Source organism: Saccharopolyspora montiporae, assembly GCF_015209505.1.
GTDB lineage: Bacteria > Actinomycetota > Actinomycetes > Mycobacteriales > Pseudonocardiaceae > Saccharopolyspora > Saccharopolyspora montiporae.
The window spans coordinates 318520-339700 of the sequence record NZ_JADEYC010000009.1 but is presented as its reverse complement, the minus strand read 5'-3'; the positions used below and the strand labels follow the sequence as shown (position 1 = coordinate 339700).

Here is a 21181-nt window from a genome sequence, read left to right as displayed (position 1 = left end):
TTCCCCCTCAGCGGTACAGCAGATGCGGTTCGCGCTGCTCGCGGAACCGGGTGATGTCCGGCGCCCAGGACTCGATGATCTCCTCGGCGCCCGTTCCGGCGTCCACCGCGCTGCGCAGCCGGTCCGAGCCGTACAGCAGGTCGGCCATCCCGTCTTCGCGCCAACCGAACACCTCCGGGTAGAGCTCGCGCGCGGTGACCAGCATGTGCACCGCCGCGGCGACCGGGTCGAGCTCACCGGTGCGGTGCAGTGCCACACCACCGCAGGTGCTGCCCGCGTGCTTGCCGGACACCGGTTCGAACCAGGTCTCGCGAAACCGGATCCCGCCGATGCCGCGTTCGCCGAGCGCTTCGGCCCACCGCCAGTCGATGCCCGGGGCGCCGATCGTCTCGAACGGGCGGGTCGTCCCGCGGCCCTCGGACAGCGTCGTGCCCTCGAACAGCCCGGTCCCCGGGTACACCGCGGCGGTGTCCGGCGTGGGGATGTTCGGGCTCGGCGGTACCCACGGTCCCGTGGCCGGTCGGCGGCCCGACCAACCCTCCACCTGCACGACCTCCGGCTGCGGTGCGCCGTCGACGTGCTCGGCGGCGAACATCCGCGCGAGCTCGCCGACCGTCATCCCGTGCTGCAGCGCGATCGGCAGTTCACCGACTCCGGAACTGAACGCGGGATCCAGCAGCGGACCGGAAACCCGGTCGCCGACGGGATTCGGCCGGTCCAGCACCAGGAAGCCCGCGCCGATCTCGGCGGCTGCGCGCAATGCGGTCAGCATCGTCCAGATGTAGGTGTAGAATCGCGCGCCCACATCGGCGATGTCGAACACGACCTGGTCGGCGCCGATGTCGCGCAGCGTGCGCGCGAGCCGCTGCGCGTCGGCGCCGTAGGTGTCCAGCACCGGGAGCCCGGTGCGCGGGTCGGTACCGTCCTGCTCGGCCGCGCCCGCCTGCGCCGTGCCGCGGAAACCGTGCTCGGGCCCGAGCACCGCGGCGATGCGCACGCCACCGGACTCGTGCATGGCGTCCACGATGTGCCGGAAGGACCGCAGCACCCCGGTCGGGTTGGTCAGCACCGCCACCCGCCGTCCGCTGATGGCACGCCAGCCGTCCGCGGCGGCGACGTCCGCCCCGCAGCGCAGCCCGCCCCCGTCCGGTCCGGCCGCGGGCGCTGCGCAGGCGGCGCCGGTCAGCACCCCGCCGACCGGTACGGCCAGCGCGCTCGTGCTCAGGAATCCGCGGCGGGTGACGGCCACCGGGCTCACCACCCCAGCCCGTGGCCGAACGGGAAGCCGCCCGGACCCGGGATCGCGACCGGCAGGGCACCGGCCGGTTCCGTCTCGCCGAACAGCACGCGGGTCAGCGCTTCCAGCGCGACCGGCTGGTCGGAGTAGGTGGCCAGCCAGGCCGACGCCTCGGCCCGTCCCGCGTCGTAGGGATCGCCGACCGCGGCGGCGACCACCGGGACGCCCGCCTCGCGCAGCGCGCGGATCAGCTCCAGCTGCCCCGCGTTGCCGTCCTCCCAGGCCGAGTCGGTGAGCACCACGGCGAGATCCCCGCCGCGGGCTCGGTCGACGGCGTCCCGGATCTGCCCGGGTTCCGGTGCCTCGCCGGTCGTGATCGCCTCGGTCTCCGGTCCGCGCGCCCGGATCCGCTCGGCCGTGCCGCTGGCCGCGTCCTCGTCCGCCCCGGCCACCAGCACGCGGCGGGTGTCCCGGCCGAGCGGCAGGGCGCCGTCGTTGCGCAGCAGGGTGGTGGAGCGGTCGGTGATCTCCTGCGCACGCCGCACGTGGTCCGGCGCACCGACCAGGGATTCGGCCGCTGCCGGGTCGACGCGCGGATCGTCGAGCACCCCGCGCCCGGCCTTCATCTCCAGGATGCGCTGCACGCTGCGGTCGATGCGCTGCTCGGTGAGCCTGCCGGAGCGCACCGCGTCGAGCACGCCGCCGATGGCCGCGTCCAGGTCCAGCGGCATGAGCATCTGGTCGGCCCCGGCCTCCAGGGCCAGCACCGGGATCTCCGAGTCCGGGTGCGCCGCGCGCACACCGTCCATCTTCAGCGAGTCGGTCACGACGACTCCGTCGTAGCCGAGTTCCTCGCGGAGCTTGCCGGTGAGCACCGGTGGGGACAGCGTCGCCGGTTCTCCCGAGCGGTCCAGCGCGGGGAACAGCAGATGCGCGCTCATCACCGAATCGGCCCCGGCGGCGACGGCTTCGCGGAACGGCGGGGCGTCCACCCGCTCCCACTGCTGCGGATCGTGCCCGACGATCGGCAGCGCGGTGTGGCTGTCCTCGGCGGTGTCGCCGTGGCCGGGGAAGTGCTTCACCGAGGAGGACACCGTCTCGCCAGCCGGTCCGGAGTCCTCGTAGCCGCGCACCTGCGCGGCGGTCAGCCGGGCTACCAGGGACGGGTCCGAGGAGAACGACCGCACGCCGATCACCGGGTTGGCCGCGTTGACGTTGACGTCGCCGCTGGGCGCGTAGTTCTGGTTCAGGCCCATCGCGCGCAGCTCGCGAGCGGTGATCGCGGCCGCGTCCCCGGCATCGGCCGGGCTGCCGTTGGCGCCGAGTGCCATGTTGCCCGGGAACTGGGTGAGTGGTTTGCCCATCCGCGTGATGCGGCCCTGTTCCTGGTCGATGGAGATGGTCAACGGCACCCCGGCCCCGGCACCGGTGGCCGCGTCCTGCAGACCGTTGGACAGCTCGGCGACCTGGCGCGGATCGTGCAGGCTGTCCGTCCAGCTGAAGTGGATGATCCCGCCCAGGTGGTACTTCTGCACCAGCTCAGCGGGGGTGTCCACCCCGAACTCGGCCTGGTTGTCCGGGTGGGCGGTATCGGCGGTGCTGCCGTAGGCGTAGGTGACGAACAGCTGGCCGACCTTCTCCTCCAGCGACATCTGCCCGAGGAGTTCGGCGGGCTCGGTCGAGCGCGGTGGTTCCGGCCGGACCGCGCCCGCGGCGGTGAGCGCCGCGCAGCCCACCGCGACGGCGCTCAGTGCGGCCGTGGTGCGGCGCGGACGCGGACTCTTGGCCACTGGCCCTCCCCCGGGGAACGGGCCCGCACGCCGGGCCTCGTTGGAAATCGGCGGCAACCGCCGACGGTGCAGGTCGCACCGCGTGATCGATCTCGGAAGTTACGCACCGGCGACCCGCCGGTCAACGACGTCCCGGCCGGGGAGGTATGGCGGCGCGGGCCCCAGACGCAGGGCGACGCCCGCCGGTGTTCAGCGGGCGCCGCCACGTCGCGCGAGGTCTCGGGTTACCAAGCGTGCTGTTTCGTCGGAACTGTATCCGGGCTAGGCGTCCAGCGTCCTGGTCCGCAACCCTGTGGCCGACCTGTACCGCACCAGCGGTGACGCGTGGGTTCACCGAGCCTCGCGCGCGGAGCCTGCTCGGGAGGACGCCACTTCTCCTCCGTAACGTCCCTGGCCAACCAGGGTCCGCACCACCATTTGTAGACCGTGCCGCCGGTGCCTGCAAGAGTGCGCTCACCCGGTTCCCGCCCCGGCCGGCGGGCTGGTGATCCGACGCGCCCGCCTTGTCATTCCGACGGGTGAGCTCAGCCCTTGCGGCGCCAGGCGCGCAGGCCCCACCACGCGGCGCCGGCCGCCGCCACGGCCCCCACACCGACCCCGGCCGCGGTGACCGCCGTGCGGGAGGGAGTGGGGATGCGGGCCCGCAGCGACACCGGGTGCTCGAACGCCAACGTCGGCCAACCGCGCTGCACCGCCTCCTTGCGCAGCGCGCGGTCCGGGTTCACCGCGGTCGGGTTGCCCACGCTCTCCAGCAGCGGCAGGTCGGTGATCGAGTCGGAGTAGGCGAAGCTGCCGTCCAGGTCGTATCCGTGCTTCTCGGACAGCTCCCGCGCGGCGACGGCCTTGTTCTCCGCCGAGCAGTAGAACTCGATCTCGCCGGTGTAGCGCCCGTCCACCACGACCATGCGGGTGCCCGACCAGTGCGCGGCCCCGAGCAGCTCGGCCACCGGCGCCACGACTTCCTCGCCGGAGGCGGACAGCACCACGATCTCGTGGCCCTGTTCGCGGTGTTCGGCGATGAGCTGGGTCGCCTCCTTGTAGACCAGCGGATCGACGATGTCGTGCAGGGTCTCCTCCACGATGGCGTTGACCTGCTCGACGTCCCACCCGGTGCACAGCGATGCGATGTGCGCCCGCATCCGGTCCATCTGGTCGGCATCGGCTCCGGCCAACATGAACACGAACTGCGCGTACGCGCTCTTGAGCACCGCGCGGCGGTTGATCAGCCCCTCCTGGAAGAAGGGGCGGCTGAAGGCGAGCGTGCTGGACTTGGCGATGACGGTCTTGTCCAGGTCGAAGAACGCGGCCACCGGGGGCGCCCCGGGTGCAGCGGGGTTCGCGGGCTCAGTCACACCGCACAGCATACGAGTCGCCCGTCCCGGTCCGCGGGGACCGCGCCGCCGGTGCGGGGCGGTCGGTTTCGGTGCTCGGCGGGCGCCGCTCGGGTTCGGTTCGCGGAGGTGCGGCCGAGCATTCCGCGGTCGAGTGCCGTTGCGCGGAATGGCGCATCGGCGGATCCACCTCTCCGCCGCGGATCGTTCCGGTCAGCGAAAAGGAATTCTTGACTCGAATGGAGTGATCGGGAGGGGGAAAGGGCCTGTCGAAGCAACAGGTTCCCTCCAATGGACGGGGCGCGCACCGCTGGATTCGAGCGATACAGTGTGCGCGTCCGGTGCTTCCGGACGTGTTCAGCTCGACCCCCCGGAGCTGAACTGCCGACGACCCCCGCTCCTCCCCCCTGGCGGGGGTCGTCTTCTGTTCGCAGCCATTTCCGCGCATCTTTTCCGGTTTCGTGCGGTGCTCGCGAAAAGAACTTCCGAACGCCGAGGGATCGCGGATTTCTCCCGCTATTCGGGCGTTGCTCCGGATGATGTGTCCACAGATGGCCGAGTAGTCCACAAATTCCGAACCGGATCCTTGGCGCGGCTTCGCGGCGGGGTCAGCGTGGATATGCGCGGACAGCGACGTCCGCGCGGTCCGCGTTCCCGCACCCGAGCAGGAGGAAGCCGTGCACGCCGACGCCATCGCGCTCGTCACCGAGGACCGCCGGACGGCGGAGGAGGTCTCGCGCCTCGCCGCGGTGTGCGGTCGGGCGGTGGAGCACCATCCGCCCGCTGCGCTACCCCGTGTCTGGCGGAGCGCTGCGGCGCTGCTGCTGGACCGGACGTGCGCGCGGCGAGCCGTCGAACTCGGTGTGCCCGGCCGGAATTCGGTCGCCGTGCTCCTCGGCGACACCGGTGTGGACGAGTGGCGCACCGCGCTGCGGATCGGTGCACGGCACGCGTTCCGCCTGCCGGAGGATGAGAGCGGGCTGCTCGATTGGCTCGTCGGCGCCGGTGACGGCAGCCCGCCGGAACCCGGGCGGGTGTTGGCGGTGCTGGGCGGATGCTCCGGAGCCGGGGCCTCGGTGTTCGCCGCCGGGTGCGCGGTGCAGGCCGCCCGCAGCGGATCGCGCGCGGTGCTCGTCGACGGCGACCGCTACGGCGGGGGTGCCGACCTGCTCGTCGGCGCGGAACACGAGGCGGGACTGCGCTGGTCCGGTGTGCCGGCCGCCGGGACCGCGGTCGGCGTGCGGCAGCTGCACGCAGCGCTGCCTGAGATGCGCCTCGGTGCCGGGCGGCTGCACGTGCTGTCCTGCGACCGGGAATCCCCGGACCACGGACTCACGGCCGACGCGGTGAGCGCGGTGGTGGCGGCCGGTCGGGATGCCGGCGACACCGTCGTGTGCGATCTGCCGCCGCGCCCGGATCCCGCCGCATCGGCGGCGTTGGCGCTGGCCGACCTGGTGCTGCTGGTGGTGCGTCCCGAAGTCCGAGCGTGCGCGGCCGCCGCGCGCACCGCCGCGCACGTGCGCGAGTCCACCGGTGGTGCCGTACGACTGATCGCGCGCACGGCGGACGGATCCGCGCTGAGCGCCGCCGATGCGCGCGAGCTGGTGGGTGTACCGCTGCTGGCCGCGGTGCGTAGCAGCCGCACCCTGCCGGGATACCTGGAGCGCGGGCGGTTCGGCAGATCCGTGCTCACGCGCCGCGGTTCGCTCGCCCGCGCCGTCCGCGCCGCGCTCGCCGAACTCGGCGCGACCACCGGACCGGCACCGGTCGGTGCGGACGACCGGGATACCCCGCCCGCCGACGCGCACGGCAACGAACCGGTCGGTGCACGATGAGCGGCGAACTCGTGGACCGGGTCCGCGACCGGCTGATCGGTACCGGTGACCGGCCCACTCCCGAAGCGCTCGCCTCTGCCGTGCGCGCGGAATCCGGCGGTCTGCTCGCGGAGACCGAGGTGCTCAGCGATGTGCGCATGGTGCAGCGGGAGCTGTCCGGCGCCGGGATCCTCGAACCGCTGCTGGATGATCCCGCCGTCACCGATGTCCTGGTCACTGCACCGGACGAGGTCTGGGTGGACCGAGGATGCGGGGTGCAGCGCGCGGAGATCGGCTTCCCGGACGAAGAGTCGGTGCGGCGGCTGGCACAGCGGCTGGCCGTCGCCAGCGGCCGGCGGCTGGACGACGCGCAGCCGTGGGCCGATGCCTGGCTCCCGGCACCGGGTGGCGCCCGCGCTGTGCGGTTGCACGCCGTGCTGCCGCCGGTTTCGGCGCGCGGCACCTGCATCTGCCTGCGGGTGCTGCGCCGAGCGGCCAACGACCTCGACACGCTGCGCGGCGGCGGGGCGTTCGGCGCGGACCTCGCCGACGTGCTGCGCGAGATCGTGCGCTGCGGCCTGGCGTTCCTCGTGGTTGGTGGTACCGCGAGCGGGAAGACCACCTTGCTGGCGGCCATGCTCGGCGCGGTTCCGGAGCGGGAGCGGATCGTGTGCGTCGAGGAGGCGGCCGAACTGCACCCGGCGCACCCGCACTTCGTCCGACTGCTGACCCGGCCGCCGAACGTCGAGGGGACGGGGGAGATCGGTGTCGCCGATCTCGTCCGGCAGGCCCTGCGCATGCGCCCCGACCGGCTGATCGTGGGAGAGGTCCGCGGTCCGGAGGTGCGCGAGCTGCTCGGCGCGCTCAACACCGGGCACGACGGCGGGGGCGGCACCCTGCACGCCAACCACGCCGCCGAGGTGCCCGCCCGGATGGAGGCGTTGGCCGCGGCCGCGGGGTTGTCCCGCGCCGCGCTGCACAGTCAGCTCGCCGCCGGTGTCCAGGTGGTGCTGCACGTTCGCCGGACCCCGGCCGGCCGGGTGCTCGCCGGGATCGGCGTGCTCGGGCGGGTGGACGGACTCGTGGTCGTGCGCGACGCGTGGTCGGTGGAGCGCGGCTGGGAGCCCGCGGGGCGGTCCCGGTTGGCCGCGGAGCTGGCCGCGAGGGGAGGCGCGCTCCCATGCTGATTCGTCTTGGCGCCGTATCGCCGGCTCGCCGCCGCGCCCGGCGCAGGTTGCGCCCGCGTCCCGACCCGGAATCCCGCCGTTCGCACCCGTTTCGCCCGCGGCACCTGGCGCTCGCGGCGTGTGCGGCGGCCGGGTTCGTCCCGCTCGGTGTTGCGGGTGCGTGCGCCGTCGTCGGTCTGGCCGGTATCGCAGCGACCCACCACCGCGCGCACCGGCAGCGGTGCGCGGACCTGGCCGAGGCGGATGCGCTGCTGGGTGCGTTGCGCTTGGTGGTGGCGCAGTTGCGCGCCGGGGCGCAGCCCGCCGACGCGGCGGAGGGCGCGGCCCGCGAGTGCCGGGCCGCCCAGCGCGGTCGTCCGGTCGCCGAGCTGCTCACCCGGCTCGCCTCGGCTACCCGGTTGGGCGCGGGGGTCGGCCGGATCGCGGAGGAGCATGCGGTGCCGCGCGCTCCGCTGGCCCAGCTGTGCCGGGCGTGGGACCTCGCCGATCGGCACGGCGTCGGGCTGGCCGAGCTGCTGGAGTCGGTGCGCCGCACCCTCCACCAGCGCGCGGCTCGCGTGCGCGATCTGGAGTCGAAGATGGCCGGACCGCGAGCCACGGCCCGGCTGCTCGCCGTGCTCCCGGTGTTCGGGCTGGTGATGGGCGAATCGCTCGGTGCGGGACCGGTTTCCGTGTTGTCCGGAACAGCCGTCGGTCAACTGCTGGTGCTGCTCGGCGGCGCGTTGCTCTGCGCGGGACTCGGTTGGACGAACCGGCTCACGGCGGTGGGGGTATCGACGTGAACCCGCTGCGCATGCCACCGCCGCTGGGTGGCGCTGCTCGCCGCAGAGCTCGCCGCATCCGGGCGGTCCCACCTGCGCCCCCGGCGCGCGCGGCGGCTCGGATGGTCGCCCTGGCGCGGGATCTCTGGTCGCCGGGCCCCGATGACCGCGGCGACCCGCTGCAGTCGGCAGCCGGTTGGGAGCTGCTGGCCACCGGGATCCGGGCCGGGGCGCCGGAGGTGCCGCTGCTGCGCGCGGTAGCGGTGGAACTGGGTGAGGCCGGTGGCACGGCGGTGCGTGAAGTAGCGGAGCGCCTCTCCTTCGGTGTCGATCCCGCGGCGGCGTGGGAACCGGCGTTGCGGCACCCGGGCACCGCTGACCTGGCGCGGGCTGCGCGGCGCAGTGCCCGTACCGGGGCCGGGCTGGCTGCCGCGGCCACCGAGATCGCGGCACGGGAGCGAGAACGCGCTGCGGAATCGGCGCAGCGGCGCTCGCAGCGTGCCGCGGTGTGGATCGCAGGCCCGCTCGGTCTGTGCTTCCTGCCCGCGTTCCTGTGCCTCGGGGTGGTCCCCGTGGTCCTCGGGCTGCTGCAGCGATCCGCGCTGCTCTGGTGATCGGTCCGGACGAGATGAGCAATCCACTGCAGAGGGAGGGTTTTCGGGATGAGCCGGTTGGGCGAGACGAAGGTGGGTCGACGGGGGTGGTTGGACCGGATCCGGTGCGCGTTGCGCGGGGATGCGGGAATGAGCACGGCCGAGTACGCGATGGGCACGGTCGCGGCGGTGGCGTTCGCCGCGGTGCTCTACACCGTGGTCACCGGGGACGCGGCCGAAGCGGGCCTGACCGCACTGATCGAACGCGGTCTGCGCGGTGGAGAACCGTGATGCGCCCGGAACATCGACCACGTACCGGCCTGCCGGCTGATGCGGGGGTGGTCACCGCGGAAGCCGCGCTCGGCATCTGCGCGGTCGTCGGGGTTTTCGCCGTGGTGCTGTCCGGGGTCAACGCGATGACAGTGCAGCTGCGCTGCACCGACGCGGCGGTGGAAGCGGCCCGGTTGTCGGCCCGGGGCGATGTGGCCCGGGCAGGCGCCGCCGTGTCGGCGATCGCGGGCGACCGGGCGGTGTTGGACGTGTTGCCCGCTGCCGACCGGGTGACCGCGGACGTCCGGATTCCGCTCACCGGGTTCACCGGCGCGTTGCAGGCGCACGCCAGCGCGGTGGCCGTCCCCGAACCCGGGGTGCACTTCGGGGCTGCGGATCCGCCGGGAGGTGCGGCCGGGTGAGGAGGTTCGGCGGAGACGGGGGAGCGGCCACCCCGTTCGCCGCGACGCTGGTCCTGGTGCTGATCTCGGTGCTGTGGGTGGTGGTGCAGGCCGGTTCCGCGGTCGCGGCGCGGCATCGGGCCGAAGGTGCCGCCGATCTCGCCGCACTGGCGGCGGCCGCGCATTCCGCCACGGGCGCGGCTGCGGCCTGCGGGCATGCGGAAGTCGTGGCCGCCGCGATGGGGACGGGTCTGACCTCGTGCACCGTGTCGGTGGGCGAGGCGCGGGTTCAGCTGCGCGCCTCGGTTCCGGGGTTGGGCGAGGTGACGGGACGGGCTCGGGCCGGACCGGTGGACGGCTCGCCGCCCGCTCGGTGGGCCGGGACAACGGAAACCCCGCCACCGGCCTGCGGTGCGGGACGGGTGGGCGCACCGGATTCGGCCCGGCGCACCGGGTGCTCCGGGCCGTCACCGGTTCGTACCGCTCGGCGCTCCCGATGAGCGGTCGCTGGGCACGACGAGTGGTTCGTGGTCCTCGTCCTCGATGTGCGGCTGCGGCGGGATCCATCGCCGCAGCTCGCGGCCCGAAGACCGGCTGCCCACCTGGTCCGGTGGTGCGCACCGGAACGATCAGCGCGCGCATCGGCTGAGCACGGCGCATGCTGGGACCGGCGGTGCGACTGATCGACCCGCCCCGGGTGATCTTTCAGCGCATCTCTACTCGCAACTGCGCTCGTCGCGGCCCGACGACCGGTCATCGACGCGGGGGTGTACTTCCGCCCGGTCGATGCCGTTGATTGTTGGTGTGAGCACGAGCTGGGTCGGCGACAAAGGCGTCGTCGGCCGCGGTGTCCCGGTCCGGGTCGACCCCGAACCGGCCCGGACCGGGACCGGCAGCGCGAGTTCACTCGAAAACAAGGAGGCGGAGCAGATGTATTCGTCGGCGGACGGGTGGCAACACGCCTTCCGCGGCATCCCGGCCCACCCGGCCGGGATCTCCAGCAGCCGGATCGAACTCCGCGTGCAGGCGATCGGTTTCGCTTCGCGCGGTTGGCCGGTGGTTCCGGGTACCTACCTCCAGGACGGCGAGTGGGTCGACGCGGAACGGGCGAGCGGTGCGGAACCCGTGCCGGTGCTCGCGGATTGGGCCCCGGACCCGCAGATCGCCCCGGATCGCGCGGCGTCCTGGTGGGTCGAGCGGCCGTACAGCCTGCTGGTGGCCACCGGGAGCAAGCTCGACGCGCTGCAGGTGGACGCCGAACTCGGCAGGAGCGCGGCGGCCGTGCTGCGCGAGCTCGGATTCCCGGTGCCGATCGTGGCCACGCCGCTGGGTAGCTGGTTCTTCCTGGTGGCCGGCGGCAGCGGAGCGGTCGACGAGCCGGGAGTGCGCTGGCACGCCAGCGGCAGCTGGGTTCCGATGCCGCCCACCGCATACCCGCACGGCTCGGTGCACTGGCGGGTGAAACCGGAGGTGTGCGGCTGGCGGCTCCCGGAGGCGGAGTTCGTCCTGGACGCGCTGCGCGCTGCCGGAACCCGGAACGACCCACACGTGGTGGAGCTCGTAGCGCCCTCGCGGTGATGCGGTCGTCGGCCGTGCGCGAATCCACCGGAACCGGCACCGCGCCCGGGCTCCCCGAAGCGATCGGACGCGGCCCTGAGCAGGCCAGCCCCGCCGGCTCAGGAATCCGCCGGACGGTCGTGCAGCCCAGCCGGACCGGTGGTGCTTCCCCCGAGCACGGCCGACACCGCATCGAGCAAAGCCACCGCCCCCGCCTTGTCCAGCGGTTCGTTGCCATTCCCGCACTTGGGCGACTGGACGCAGGACGGGCACCCGGCCGAGCACTCGCAGGAAGCGATCGCCTCGCGCGTCGCGGCCAACCACGGGACCAGTGCGGCGAATCCGCGATCGGCGAATCCGGCACCGCCCGGATGTCCGTCGTGCACGAACACCGTTGCCTCCCCGGTGTCTCCGTGCAGCGCGGTGGAAACCCCGCCGATGTCCCACCTGTCACAGGTCGCGAACAGCGGGAGCAGTCCGATCGCCGCGTGCTCGGCGGCATGCAGCGCACCGGGGACGCGCGCCGGATCCAGCCCGGCGCCCCCCGGTGCGCTGCCGTGCAACAGCTCGTCGCTGACCGTGTACCAGACAGCGCGGGTGACCAGGCTCTGTGCGGGCAGGTCCAGCGAGACCTGGTCGAGGACCTGCCCGGAGGGCAGTTTCCGCAGGTAGCCGACGACCTGCGCGGTGACCTGCACATCGCCCACGTTCACCGTGACGCCCGGCCCGGGCCGGTACTGCTCGGACGTGCTCAGCACCGAGATGTCCACGACGTCCCGCGGCGAGGTGGTCCACTCCGGAGCCTCCTCGTGCACCAGGGCGATCCCGGATTCCAGATCCAGGTCGTCCACCACGAACGACTCCCCGCGATGCAGGTACACCGCACCCGGATGCACCGTCGAGCACGCGGAATCGGCGTCCACCGTGCCCAGCAGCCTGCCCGTGTCGCCCTCCACCACGGCCACCGGCGGCTCACCGGAACCGCGCAGTTCGACCCCGCGGTGCGGGCGGTCCCGGGACGTCCAGAACCAGCCGGTGCGCCTGCGGCGCAGGACGTTCTCCTCCGCCAACGCGCGCACCGCCGCATGCGCGGGTGCCCCGCCGAAATCGGCCAGGCACCCCTCGTCGAGCGGCAGTTCGGCCGCCGCGCACGCCAGGTGCGGTTCCAGCACGTACGGGTTCGCCGGGTCCAGCACGGTCGCCTCCACCGGCCGGTCCAGCACCGCTGGCGGGTGGTGCACCAGGTACGTGTCCAGCGGATCGTCCCGGGCCACGAAGATCACCAGCGCCCCGTCCCCCTCGCGGCCCGCCCGGCCGGCCTGCTGCCAGAACGAGGCGAGCGTGCCCGGGTACCCGGCGACCACCACCGCGTCGAGCCCGGCGATGTCGACCCCCAGCTCCAGCGCGTTCGTCGTGGACACCGCCAGCAGGTCGCCGGAGAGTAACTCGCGTTCCAGTTCCCGCCGTTCCTCCGGGAGGTAGCCGCCCCGGTAGGAAGCGACCTTGGCCGGCAACTTGTCGTCCACTTCGGACAGTGCCCGCCGGGCGGTCAGCGCCGCGATCTCGACGCCGCGGCGGGAGCGGATGAACGCCAGCGTGCGGGCGTTCTCGATGACCAGCTCGGTCATGATCCGCGCGGTCTCCGCGCCCGCCGACCGCCGAACGGGGGCGTCGTTCTCCCCGGTGATGTCGTCCAGCAGCGGCGGTTCCCAGAGGACCACCGTGCGGGCACCGCGCGGCGAACCGTCCTCGGTGATCGCCCGGCACGGTGCGCCGGTCAGCCGCTGCGCCAGCGATTCGGGGTCCGAGATCGTGGCCGAGGCCAGAACGAAGACCGGATCCGCGCCGTAGTGCCGCGCGATCCGGCGCAGCCTGCGCAGCAGCAGCGCCACGTGCGAGCCGAACACGCCCCGGTAGGTGTGGCACTCGTCGACGACGATGTGCGTGAGCCTGCGGAAGAAGCGGGACCAGCGGCCGTGCGCCGGCAGGACCCCGTTGTGCAGCATGTCCGGGTTGGTGAAGATCCACCGGGCGTGCTGGCGCACCCAGTCGCGCTCCACCTTCGGCGTGTCCCCGTCGTACGACGCGGCGCGGACGCCGTCCAGTCCGAGCTCCTGCACCGCGCGCAACTGGTCGGCGCCGAGCGCCTTGGTGGGCGAGACGTACAGCGCGGTGCCGCGCTCCTCGGTGAGGAGGCGGGCGAGGACCGGCAGCTGGTAGACGAGTGACTTCCCGGACGCCGTACCGGTGGCGATCACGACGTTCTCCCCGCCGTGCACCGCATCGGCCCCCTCGGCCTGGTGTTGCCACGGCTGCTGCGCGCCCTGCTCGGCGAGGGCCGCGGCGAGTTCCTCGGGCACCCACTGCGGCCACGCCGCGGTGCGGGCGGGGCGCGCGGGTACCTGCTGCACGTGCCGCACCGGGGATTCGCCGACGGGGACGCCGGCCAGCACCCGCTGCAGGAGCCGGCCGCCGCCGTCTTCGTGCGCTGCGCTCACCGGACGAGCCTCGCACAGCGCTAGGACGGATCTACGCGCGGTGCGGGAAGGGGAGAACGGCGTTGATCACCTGCTCGGCGGTCGTCTGATCGGGCGGATTGTGCCGTGTGGCGGGCGAGCGGACGCGGACGCGAAGCGCGTCCTTGTACCGGACATCCCCCGTTCGGGCCAAATCGATCTGTGCCCGTTCGGGCGATCAAGACCCGTTCTGAATCGATGAAACAATAACGAAACCCCATGTCGGCCGGAGTCACGTATCACACCGTGAGGTAAGCCACTGGTCGTCTGCATAGACTCCCCGGCCACGACCTCGCCACGGACGACCCCGGTCGCCCGGCGGGGCCGCCACCACGCGCCGGAGCGCGGCCGACCGCGGCCGTCGGCGTTGAACCGAGCACAAACCAGGAGGACGGATGTCCCTGCTCACCCCGGTCCAGCAAGGCGGCTGGGCCCAGGGCGCTGCACCACCGAGCTCGCCGCCCCGGATGGACCTCGCCCAGCGAGCTGCGGGTATCGAGCTAGGCGCCACCGAGTACACCGTGGTCGGCGCGGTCATGGTCATCGCGCTCGCCGCGCTCGCCTTCGGCTACGTGCTGATCAGGGAGGTGCTGGCCGCCGGTCAGGGAACCGCCAAGATGCAGGACATCGCCAAGGCGGTGCAGGAGGGCGCTTCCGCTTACTTGAACCGGCAGTTCCGGACCCTGGCGATCTTCGCGGTGATCGTCTTCCTGCTGCTGTTCGCGCTCCCCGGCGAACCCGCGGAGCGGATCGGCAGGTCCATCTTCTTCCTGTTCGGCGCGGCGTTCTCCGCGGCGATCGGCTACCTCGGCATGTGGCTGTCCACGCGCGCCAACGTGCGGGTCGCCGCGGCATCCCGGGAATCCGGTGCGGCGCGCGAGAAGGCGATGCGCGTCGCCTTCCGCACGGGCGGCGTCGTCGGCATGACCACCGTCGGCCTGGGCCTGTTCGGCGCGGCCCTGGTGGTGCTGGTCTACGCCGGGGGTGCGCCGCGGGTGCTGGAGGGCTTCGGCTTCGGCGCCGCGCTGCTGGCCATGTTCATGCGAGTCGGTGGCGGCATCTTCACCAAGGCCGCCGACGTGGGTGCGGACCTGGTGGGCAAGGTCGAGCACAACATCCCGGAGGACGACCCGCGCAACGCGGCCACCATCGCCGACAACGTCGGGGACAACGTCGGCGACTGCGCCGGTATGGCCGCCGACCTGTTCGAGTCCTACGCGGTCACCCTGGTCGCCTCGCTGATCCTCGGCACCGCGGCGTTCGGCCTGCACGGACTGCTGTTCCCGCTGATCGTGCCCGCGATCGGCGTGCTGACCGCGGTCATCGGCGTCTACATCACGCACGCCCGCTCCGGGGAGAGCGCGTTGACCGCGATCAACCGCTCCTTCTACATCTCTGCGGGGATCTCGGCTGTGCTGTGCGCGGTGGCCGCGATGCTCTACCTGCCGAGCACGTTCGCCGGGCTGACCGGGGTCTCCGAGGAGATCCGCGGCACCGCGGGCAGCCCCGCGCTGATCGCGCTGGTCGCCGTGGTGATCGGCATCCTGCTGGCCGTGGTGATCCTCAAGCTCACCGGCTACTTCACCGCCACCGAGAACCGCCCGGTCCGCGACGTCGGCCAGTCCTCGCGCACCGGTGCCGCCACGGTCATCCTCAGCGGGCTGTCGGTCGGTTTCGAGTCCGCGGTCTACACCGCGCTGGTGATCGGCGTCGCGGTGTTCGCCGCGTTCGCGCTGTCGGGTTCGCTGGCGGTGTCGCTGTTCGCGATCGCCCTGGCCGGCTGCGGTCTGCTCACCACGGTCGGCGTGATCGTCGCGATGGACACCTTCGGTCCGGTGGCGGACAACGCCCAGGGCATCGCGGAGATGTCCGAGGAGGACGAGGACGAGAGCGCGAAGATCCTCACCGAGCTGGACGCGGTGGGCAACACGACGAAGGCGATCACCAAGGGCATCGCCATCGCGACCGCGGTGCTGGCGGCGACCGCGCTGTTCGGCTCGTACACCGACGCCATCACCGCGGCGCTGGCCGATGTGGCGGGCTCGCTGCGGCCCACCGAGTACTTCGTCTACGCGCCGGACGTGCTGGTCGGCGTGGTGATCGGCGCTGCGGTGGTGTTCCTGTTCGCCGGGCTGGCGATCAACGCCGTGTCCCGTGCGGCCGGCGCGGTCGTCTACGAGGTGCGCCGGCAGTTCCGCGACAGTCCCGGGATCATGGACGGCACGACCCGCCCGGAGTACGGCAGGGTCGTGGACATCTGCACCCGCGACTCGCTGCGCGAACTGGCGACGCCGGGGCTGCTGGCGGTGCTGGCGCCGATCGCGGTCGGCTTCGGCCTCGGTGTCGGACCGCTGGCCGGATACCTGGCCGGTGCGATCGCCACGGGCACGCTCATGGCGATCTTCCTCGCCAACTCGGGCGGTGCCTGGGACAACTCGAAGAAGCTCGTGGAGGACGGCTACCACGGCGGCAAGGGGTCCGAGGCCCATTCGGCCACGGTCATCGGCGATACGGTCGGCGACCCGTTCAAGGACACGGCCGGTCCGGCGATCAACCCGCTGCTGAAGGTCATGAACCTGGTGTCGGTGCTGATCGCTCCGGCCGTGGTGTTCATGACCGTCGGTGACGCGGTCCCGTCGCCGGTGCGCTACGGCATCGCGCTGCTGGCGGTGCTCGTGATCGTCGCGGCGATCGTGGTCTCCAAGCGGCGCAGCACCGCGATCGACGAGTCCTCGGCCACCGACGGCGAGGACGACAAGGTGGTCAACGGCGCGCCCTGACCCGCTCGTCCGCTCGCGGGGGCACCGGGTGTTCGGCACCGGGTGCCCCCGCTCGCTGTCCGGGCGCAGTTCCGGTTGTTCGGCCGGACTCGACTGCGCAGGTGTGATTCCAGCAGGTGAGCCCCCGGTGTCGGGCCGTCGCGGCCGGATGCGAGAGGGTCGGGCGCGTACCGACACCGATGGCCGGGAGTGCGCATGAGGTTCCGTTCGACAGCCGTCGCGGTGCTCGCCGCCGTTCCGCTGGCGCTGGCCGGCTGCTCCGCGGGGGAGCAGGCCGGAGACCCGGGAGCGCAGGGCGACCAGAACGCGGAGCAGCAGGCCCCGGACCAGCAGGGTCCCGGGCAGCAGGGCGACCAGCAGCAGGGCGACCAGCCGAAGGGGCCGGGTGCGGCCTGGGCCGGTGAGCTGTGCGGGCTGGTCGGCGAGTTCACCCAGGCGCAGCAGAACCTGCCGGAACCGGACCGGAGCAACAGCGCCGCGCTCAAGAAGTCGATGGTGCAGAGCCTCGGGGCCTCGGCGGATGCCGCGGACCGCACGGTGCAGGGGCTGCGCGGGATGGAGCCCTCGCCGATCGAGGGCGCCGATCAGGTCGGCGACAGCTTCGAGCAGGGTTTCGTGCAGGTCAGCAAGGTCCTGAACACGGCGCGGGACAAGGCCGAGCAGGTCGACCCGGCCGATGAGCAGAAGTTCCAGGAGGGCATGACCCAGGTGCAGGAGGAGCTGAAGAAGGGCGAGCAGCTCAACCTGCAGGAGGCCGTCGCCCAGATGGATCAGAACCCGGAGCTGAACGCGGCGGTGCAGCAGTCGCCGCAGTGCGCGATGTTCACCGAGCAGCAGCAACAGCAGCAGCCGCCCCAGCAGCAGCCGCCGCAGTAGGGCGGGCTCAGCCACCGCGGTGATCGTGCCCGGTGCCCGTGCCCGCCGGTGCGGGCACCGCTGGCGCGAATCCCCTTCGATCGAGTGAGAGCCCTGGTCAAGATCGAACTGCTGTTCTAGCATTTCTCGATGTGGACCAACTGTCCTTCTTCTCCGCGGAAGCGCGGCAGCCCGCCATCGGCGACCTGGCGGGCGTGCTGTGCGGTCCGGGGCAGGCGGTGGCGTTCGGCCGCGGGACGGCCGCCAGGCTCTCGGTGGTGCTGGACGCGGAGTGGCGGGCCCGGTCGCTGGCCGGGGCGTGCGCCGAGCGGGGAGTCCAGGCCCAGGTCGGCCGGTCCGACGAGGGGTGGCCCCTGGTGCGCACGGCGTTCCGCGCGGATCTGACCGGGCTGGCCGGGGCGTGGCTGCGCGGTGCGATCAAGTCCGTGCCGCGCGGGTTCACCCCGGACGGCGCCGCGCTCCGGATCTGGGTGCTCGCCGCGGGGCGGCCCGAACCCGGCGGGTACCGGTTGGAGCTGGATCCGCACGCTCCCGGCACGCACGGGGAACTCGCCGGAGCGCTGGCCCGGTGCGGGCTCGCCGCCAAGCCGGTGGGGGCGCGCAGCGGGCAGCCGGCGCTGCGGCTCACCGGCAAACGCCGCCTCGCGCGCCTGGCAGAGCTGGTCGGCCCGGTGCCCGATGGTGCTATCGAGCGAACGTGGCCGCTCGCCTGCTGAGCGATTTGACCCATATCACGCCAGGTCACGCAACGGAACATGATGGTGACCCGATACGTTGCCAACACCAGATGGTCGCGAGCATCGGCGTGTTGTGTGCAACCCTGTGCCTCTCCGGACGGTGGCAGCGCCTCCGGTCGGGGCACACTGAAGGACTTGTTGAGCACCGGGCGAACCGGGTGCCCCGCGAGTAGAGAGCAGGTAAGCGTGGCTGGGTCGACACGGACGAAGAAGAACGGCGGCGGTGATCGCGCTTCGGTGTCCGCCAACGGAGCGGACTCCGGTGGCCGGCGCTTGGTGATCGTCGAGTCCCCCGCCAAGGCCCGCAAGATCGCGTCGTTCCTGGGCTCGAACTTCATCGTCGAGTCCTCCCGCGGGCACATCCGCGACCTGCCGAGCGGGGCGGCCGAGGTGCCCGCCAAGTACAAGGGCCAGTCCTGGGCGCGGCTGGGCGTGGACGTCGAGAACGACTTCGAGCCGCTCTACCTCGTCTCCTCGGACAAGAAGCCGGTGGTCACCGAGCTCAAGGACGCGCTCAAGGAAGTCGACGAGCTCTACCTCGCCACGGACGGCGACCGCGAGGGCGAAGCGATCGCCTGGCACCTGATGGAGACGCTCAAGCCGAAGGTGCCGGTCCGCCGGATGGTGTTCCACGAGATCACCGAGTCGGCCATCCGCGCGGCCGCGGAGAACCCCCGCGACCTGGACCAGGACCTGGTCGACGCGCAGGAGACCCGGCGGATCCTGGACCGGCTGTACGGCTACGAGGTCAGCCCGGTGCTGTGGAAGAAGGTCATGCCGAAGCTCTCGGCGGGCCGTGTGCAGTCGGTGGCCACCCGGGTGGTCGTGCAGCGCGAACGCGAGCGGATCAGCTTCGTGCCCGCCGAATACTGGGACATCTCGGCCACGATGGACGCGGGCGAGGACGCCGATCCGCGCCGGTTCAGCGCCCGGCTGGTGTCCGTGGACGGGGCCAAGCTCGCCACGGGCCGCGACTTCGGGCCGGACGGGCGGCTCAAGAACGACGAGGCCCGGGTGCTGACCGAGGCCGAGGCGAACTCGCTGGCCGGTGGTCTGGCCGAGGCGCAGCTGCAGGTCTCCTCGGTGGAGGAGAAGCCCTACACCCGCAAGCCCTACGCGCCGTTCATGACGTCGACGCTGCAGCAGGAGGCGGGCCGCAAGCTCCGGTTCTCCGCGGACCGCACGATGCGCACCGCGCAGCGGCTCTACGAGAACGGGTACATCACCTACATGCGGACGGACTCCACGACGCTGTCCGAGACGGCGATCGCGGCAGCCCGCAACCAGGCGGTCGAGCTCTACGGCGAGCGGTTCGTCTCCGCGCAGCCGCGGCAGTACAACCGCAAGGTGAAGAACGCGCAGGAGGCGCACGAAGCGATCCGCCCCGCCGGCGAGAGCTTCCGGACCCCGGGCCAGGTGTCCGCGGAGCTCGGCGACGACGTGGACGGGTTCAAGCTCTACGAGCTGGTGTGGCAGCGCACGATCGCCTCGCAGATGGCCGACGCCAAGGGCACCACGCTGTCCGTGCGGATCGCCGGGACGGCCGAGCAGGGCCAGGAGTGCACGTTCGCCGCATCCGGGCGCACGATCACCTTCGCCGGCTTTCTCAAGGCCTACGTCGAGTCGGTCGACTCGGAGGCGGGCGGGGTCGCCGACGACGCCGAATCCCGGCTGCCGCAGCTGGTGCAGCAGCAACCGGTCACCGCCCCGGAGCTGTCCGCGGACGGGCACACCACGAACCCGCCGCCGCGCTACACCGAGGCCAGCCTGGTCAAGACGCTGGAAGAGCTGGGCATCGGCCGCCCGTCGACCTACGCCTCCATCATCAAGACCGTGCAGGACCGCGGTTACGTGTGGAAGAAGGGTTCGGCCCTGGTCCCGTCGTGGATCGCGTTCTCGGTGGTCGGACTGATGGAGAAGCACTTCGGCAGGCTGGTGGACTACGATTTCACCGCCGCGCTGGAGGACGAGCTGGACCGGATCGCCGAGGGGCGCCAGCAGCGCACCCGGTGGCTCAACGGCTTCTACTTCGGCGGCGAGGTCGGGCCGGACGATTCGATCGGCCGGGCAGGCGGGCTGAAGAAGCTGGTCGGCTCGGGAGTCGAGGAAATCGACCCGCGGGAGATCAACTCGATCCCCATGTTCACCGACGAGGAAGGCCGCACGGTCTACGTCCGGGTCGGCCGCTACGGGCCCTACCTGGAGCGCACCCTCGAAGACGAGTCCGCGCAGCGGGCGAACCTGCCGGAGGATTTGGCGCCGGACGAGCTGACCGCGCAGATCGCGGAGAAGCTGTTCGCCACCCCGATGGAGGGCCGCAGCCTGGGCACCGATCCGGAGTCCGGCAACGAGGTCTTGGCCAAGGAAGGCCGGTTCGGCCCGTACGTGACCGAGGTGCTGCCGGAGGACAGCAAGGCCAAGCGGCGCACCGGCAGCCTGCTCAAGTCGATGTCGCTGGACACGATCACGCTGGACGAGGCGCTGAAGGTGCTCTCGCTGCCCCGCGTGGTGGGCACCGACCCGGAATCCGGCGAGGAGATCACCGCGCAGAACGGCCGGTTCGGCCCGTACCTGAAGAAGGGCACGGATTCGCGGTCGCTGGAGACCGAGGAGCAGATCTTCTCGCTGACCCTGGACGAGGCGCTCAAGATCTACGAGCAGCCCAAGCAGCGGGGCAGGCGGGCGGCCGCACCGCCGCTGCGCGAGCTCGGCGATGCCCCGGACACCGGGAAGTCGCTGGTGATCAAGGACGGCCGGTTCGGCCCGTACGTCACCGACGGGGAGACGAACGCATCGCTGCGCAAGGGCGATGCGGTGGAGTCGCTGTCCATGGACCGCGCGGTGGAGCTGCTCGCCGAGCGCCGCGCGAAGGCGCCGGCGAAGAAGAAGTCCACCGCGAAGAAGAGCACGAGCACGAAGAGCACCGGAACCAAGAGTTCCGGCACCAAGAGCACGGGCACGAAGAGTTCCGGGACGAAGAGCACGACCGGCACCAAGAGCACCGGAACCAAGTGCACGAGCACGAAGAGTTCCGGCACCACGAGCACGGGCACGAAGAGTTCCGGGACGAAGAGCACGACCGGCACCAAGAGCACCGGAACCAAGAGCACGAGCACGAAGAGTTCCGGCACCAAGAGCACGAGTACCAGCACGAAGAGCACCGGCACCAAGAGCACGGGAACCAAGAGCACGGGAACCAAGAGCACGGGCACCAAGAGCACCGGGTCCAAGAGCACGGGCACGAAGAGTTCCGGGACGAAGAGCACGACCGGCACCAAGAGCACGAGTACCAGCACGAAGAGCACCGGCACCAAGAGCACGGGAACCAAGA

The 21181-nt window shown here is 72.2% G+C and carries 15 protein-coding genes and 1 pseudogene; 12 read left to right on the top strand and 4 right to left on the bottom strand.

What is annotated here, in order from left to right; translation table 11 throughout:
* Positions 1–7: 7 nt before the first annotated feature.
* From IQ251_RS06915 to IQ251_RS06905, 3 genes are all read right to left on the bottom strand, one after another.
* Positions 8–1249, bottom strand: coding sequence for an exo-beta-N-acetylmuramidase NamZ family protein (locus IQ251_RS06915; protein ID WP_193927601.1), 1242 nt, complete (start codon positions 1247–1249; stop codon positions 8–10).
* Positions 1250–1254: 5 nt separating this feature from the next.
* Positions 1255–3027 carry a glycoside hydrolase family 3 protein gene (locus tag IQ251_RS06910; protein WP_370591237.1) on the bottom strand — a complete coding sequence of 591 codons (1773 nt, stop codon included), beginning with the start codon at positions 3025–3027 and terminating at the stop codon, positions 1255–1257.
* A 524-nt stretch (positions 3028–3551) separates the two neighbouring features.
* Complete coding sequence (locus IQ251_RS06905; protein WP_193927600.1) at positions 3552–4391, bottom strand: HAD family hydrolase; 840 nt, start codon at positions 4389–4391, stop codon at positions 3552–3554.
* Positions 4392–5035: 644 nt separating this feature from the next.
* On the opposite strand from IQ251_RS06905, the gene ssd reads away from it, so the two are divergent.
* The 8 genes from ssd (at position 5036) to IQ251_RS06865 (ending at position 10962) form a co-directional block, all read left to right on the top strand.
* Complete coding sequence (gene ssd / locus IQ251_RS06900; RefSeq protein ID WP_193927599.1) at positions 5036–6193, top strand: septum site-determining protein Ssd; 1158 nt, start codon at positions 5036–5038, stop codon at positions 6191–6193.
* The gene (locus IQ251_RS06895; RefSeq protein ID WP_193927598.1) at positions 6190–7359 is read left to right on the top strand and encodes a TadA family conjugal transfer-associated ATPase; all 1170 of its coding nucleotides are present in this window, start codon (positions 6190–6192) and stop codon (positions 7357–7359) included. The genes ssd and IQ251_RS06895 overlap by 4 nt, the downstream gene beginning before the upstream one ends.
* Positions 7353–8141 (top strand): type II secretion system F family protein, encoded by a 789-nt coding sequence (locus tag IQ251_RS06890; protein ID WP_193927597.1) that lies wholly within the window; start codon positions 7353–7355, stop codon positions 8139–8141. Before IQ251_RS06895 ends, IQ251_RS06890 begins: the two co-directional genes overlap by 7 nt.
* A 101-nt stretch (positions 8142–8242) precedes the next feature.
* Positions 8243–8734 carry a type II secretion system F family protein gene (locus tag IQ251_RS06885; protein ID WP_228046205.1) on the top strand — a complete coding sequence of 164 codons (492 nt, stop codon included), beginning with the start codon at positions 8243–8245 and terminating at the stop codon, positions 8732–8734.
* Positions 8735–8782: 48 nt separating this feature from the next.
* Positions 8783–9004, top strand: a complete 222-nt coding sequence (locus IQ251_RS06880; protein ID WP_193927596.1) for a DUF4244 domain-containing protein — start codon at positions 8783–8785, stop codon at positions 9002–9004.
* Positions 9004–9405 (top strand): TadE family type IV pilus minor pilin, encoded by a 402-nt coding sequence (locus IQ251_RS20105; protein WP_193927595.1) that lies wholly within the window; start codon positions 9004–9006, stop codon positions 9403–9405. The genes IQ251_RS06880 and IQ251_RS20105 overlap by 1 nt, the downstream gene beginning before the upstream one ends.
* Positions 9402–9884 (top strand): Rv3654c family TadE-like protein, encoded by a 483-nt coding sequence (locus tag IQ251_RS20100; protein ID WP_193927594.1) that lies wholly within the window; start codon positions 9402–9404, stop codon positions 9882–9884. Before IQ251_RS20105 ends, IQ251_RS20100 begins: the two co-directional genes overlap by 4 nt.
* 304 nt (positions 9885–10188) lie before the next feature.
* Positions 10189–10962: a bifunctional DNA primase/polymerase gene (locus IQ251_RS06865; protein WP_370591236.1), complete on the top strand. Its 774-nt coding sequence runs from the start codon at positions 10189–10191 to the stop codon at positions 10960–10962.
* 98 nt (positions 10963–11060) lie between these two features.
* On the opposite strand, the gene IQ251_RS06860 is transcribed toward IQ251_RS06865, so the two are convergent.
* Positions 11061–13439: a DEAD/DEAH box helicase gene (locus IQ251_RS06860; protein WP_193927593.1), complete on the bottom strand. Its 2379-nt coding sequence runs from the start codon at positions 13437–13439 to the stop codon at positions 11061–11063.
* Between the two features lie 485 nt (positions 13440–13924).
* On the opposite strand from IQ251_RS06860, the gene IQ251_RS06855 reads away from it, so the two are divergent.
* The 4 genes and pseudogenes from IQ251_RS06855 to topA form a co-directional block, all read left to right on the top strand.
* On the top strand, positions 13925–16237 hold the full coding sequence (locus tag IQ251_RS06855; protein WP_228046291.1) for a sodium-translocating pyrophosphatase: 2313 nt from the start codon (positions 13925–13927) through the stop codon (positions 16235–16237).
* A gap of 195 nt (positions 16238–16432) precedes the next feature.
* A complete protein-coding gene (locus IQ251_RS06850) occupies positions 16433–17113 on the top strand; it encodes a hypothetical protein (RefSeq protein WP_193927591.1) in 681 nt (226 codons plus the stop codon).
* 131 nt (positions 17114–17244) lie between these two features.
* Positions 17245–17829, top strand: coding sequence for a hypothetical protein (locus IQ251_RS06845; protein WP_193927590.1), 585 nt, complete (start codon positions 17245–17247; stop codon positions 17827–17829).
* A 207-nt stretch (positions 17830–18036) separates the two neighbouring features.
* Positions 18037–20880, top strand: a pseudogene (gene topA / locus IQ251_RS06840) (type I DNA topoisomerase); the annotation flags it as partial.
* Positions 20881–21181 lie beyond the last annotated feature (301 nt).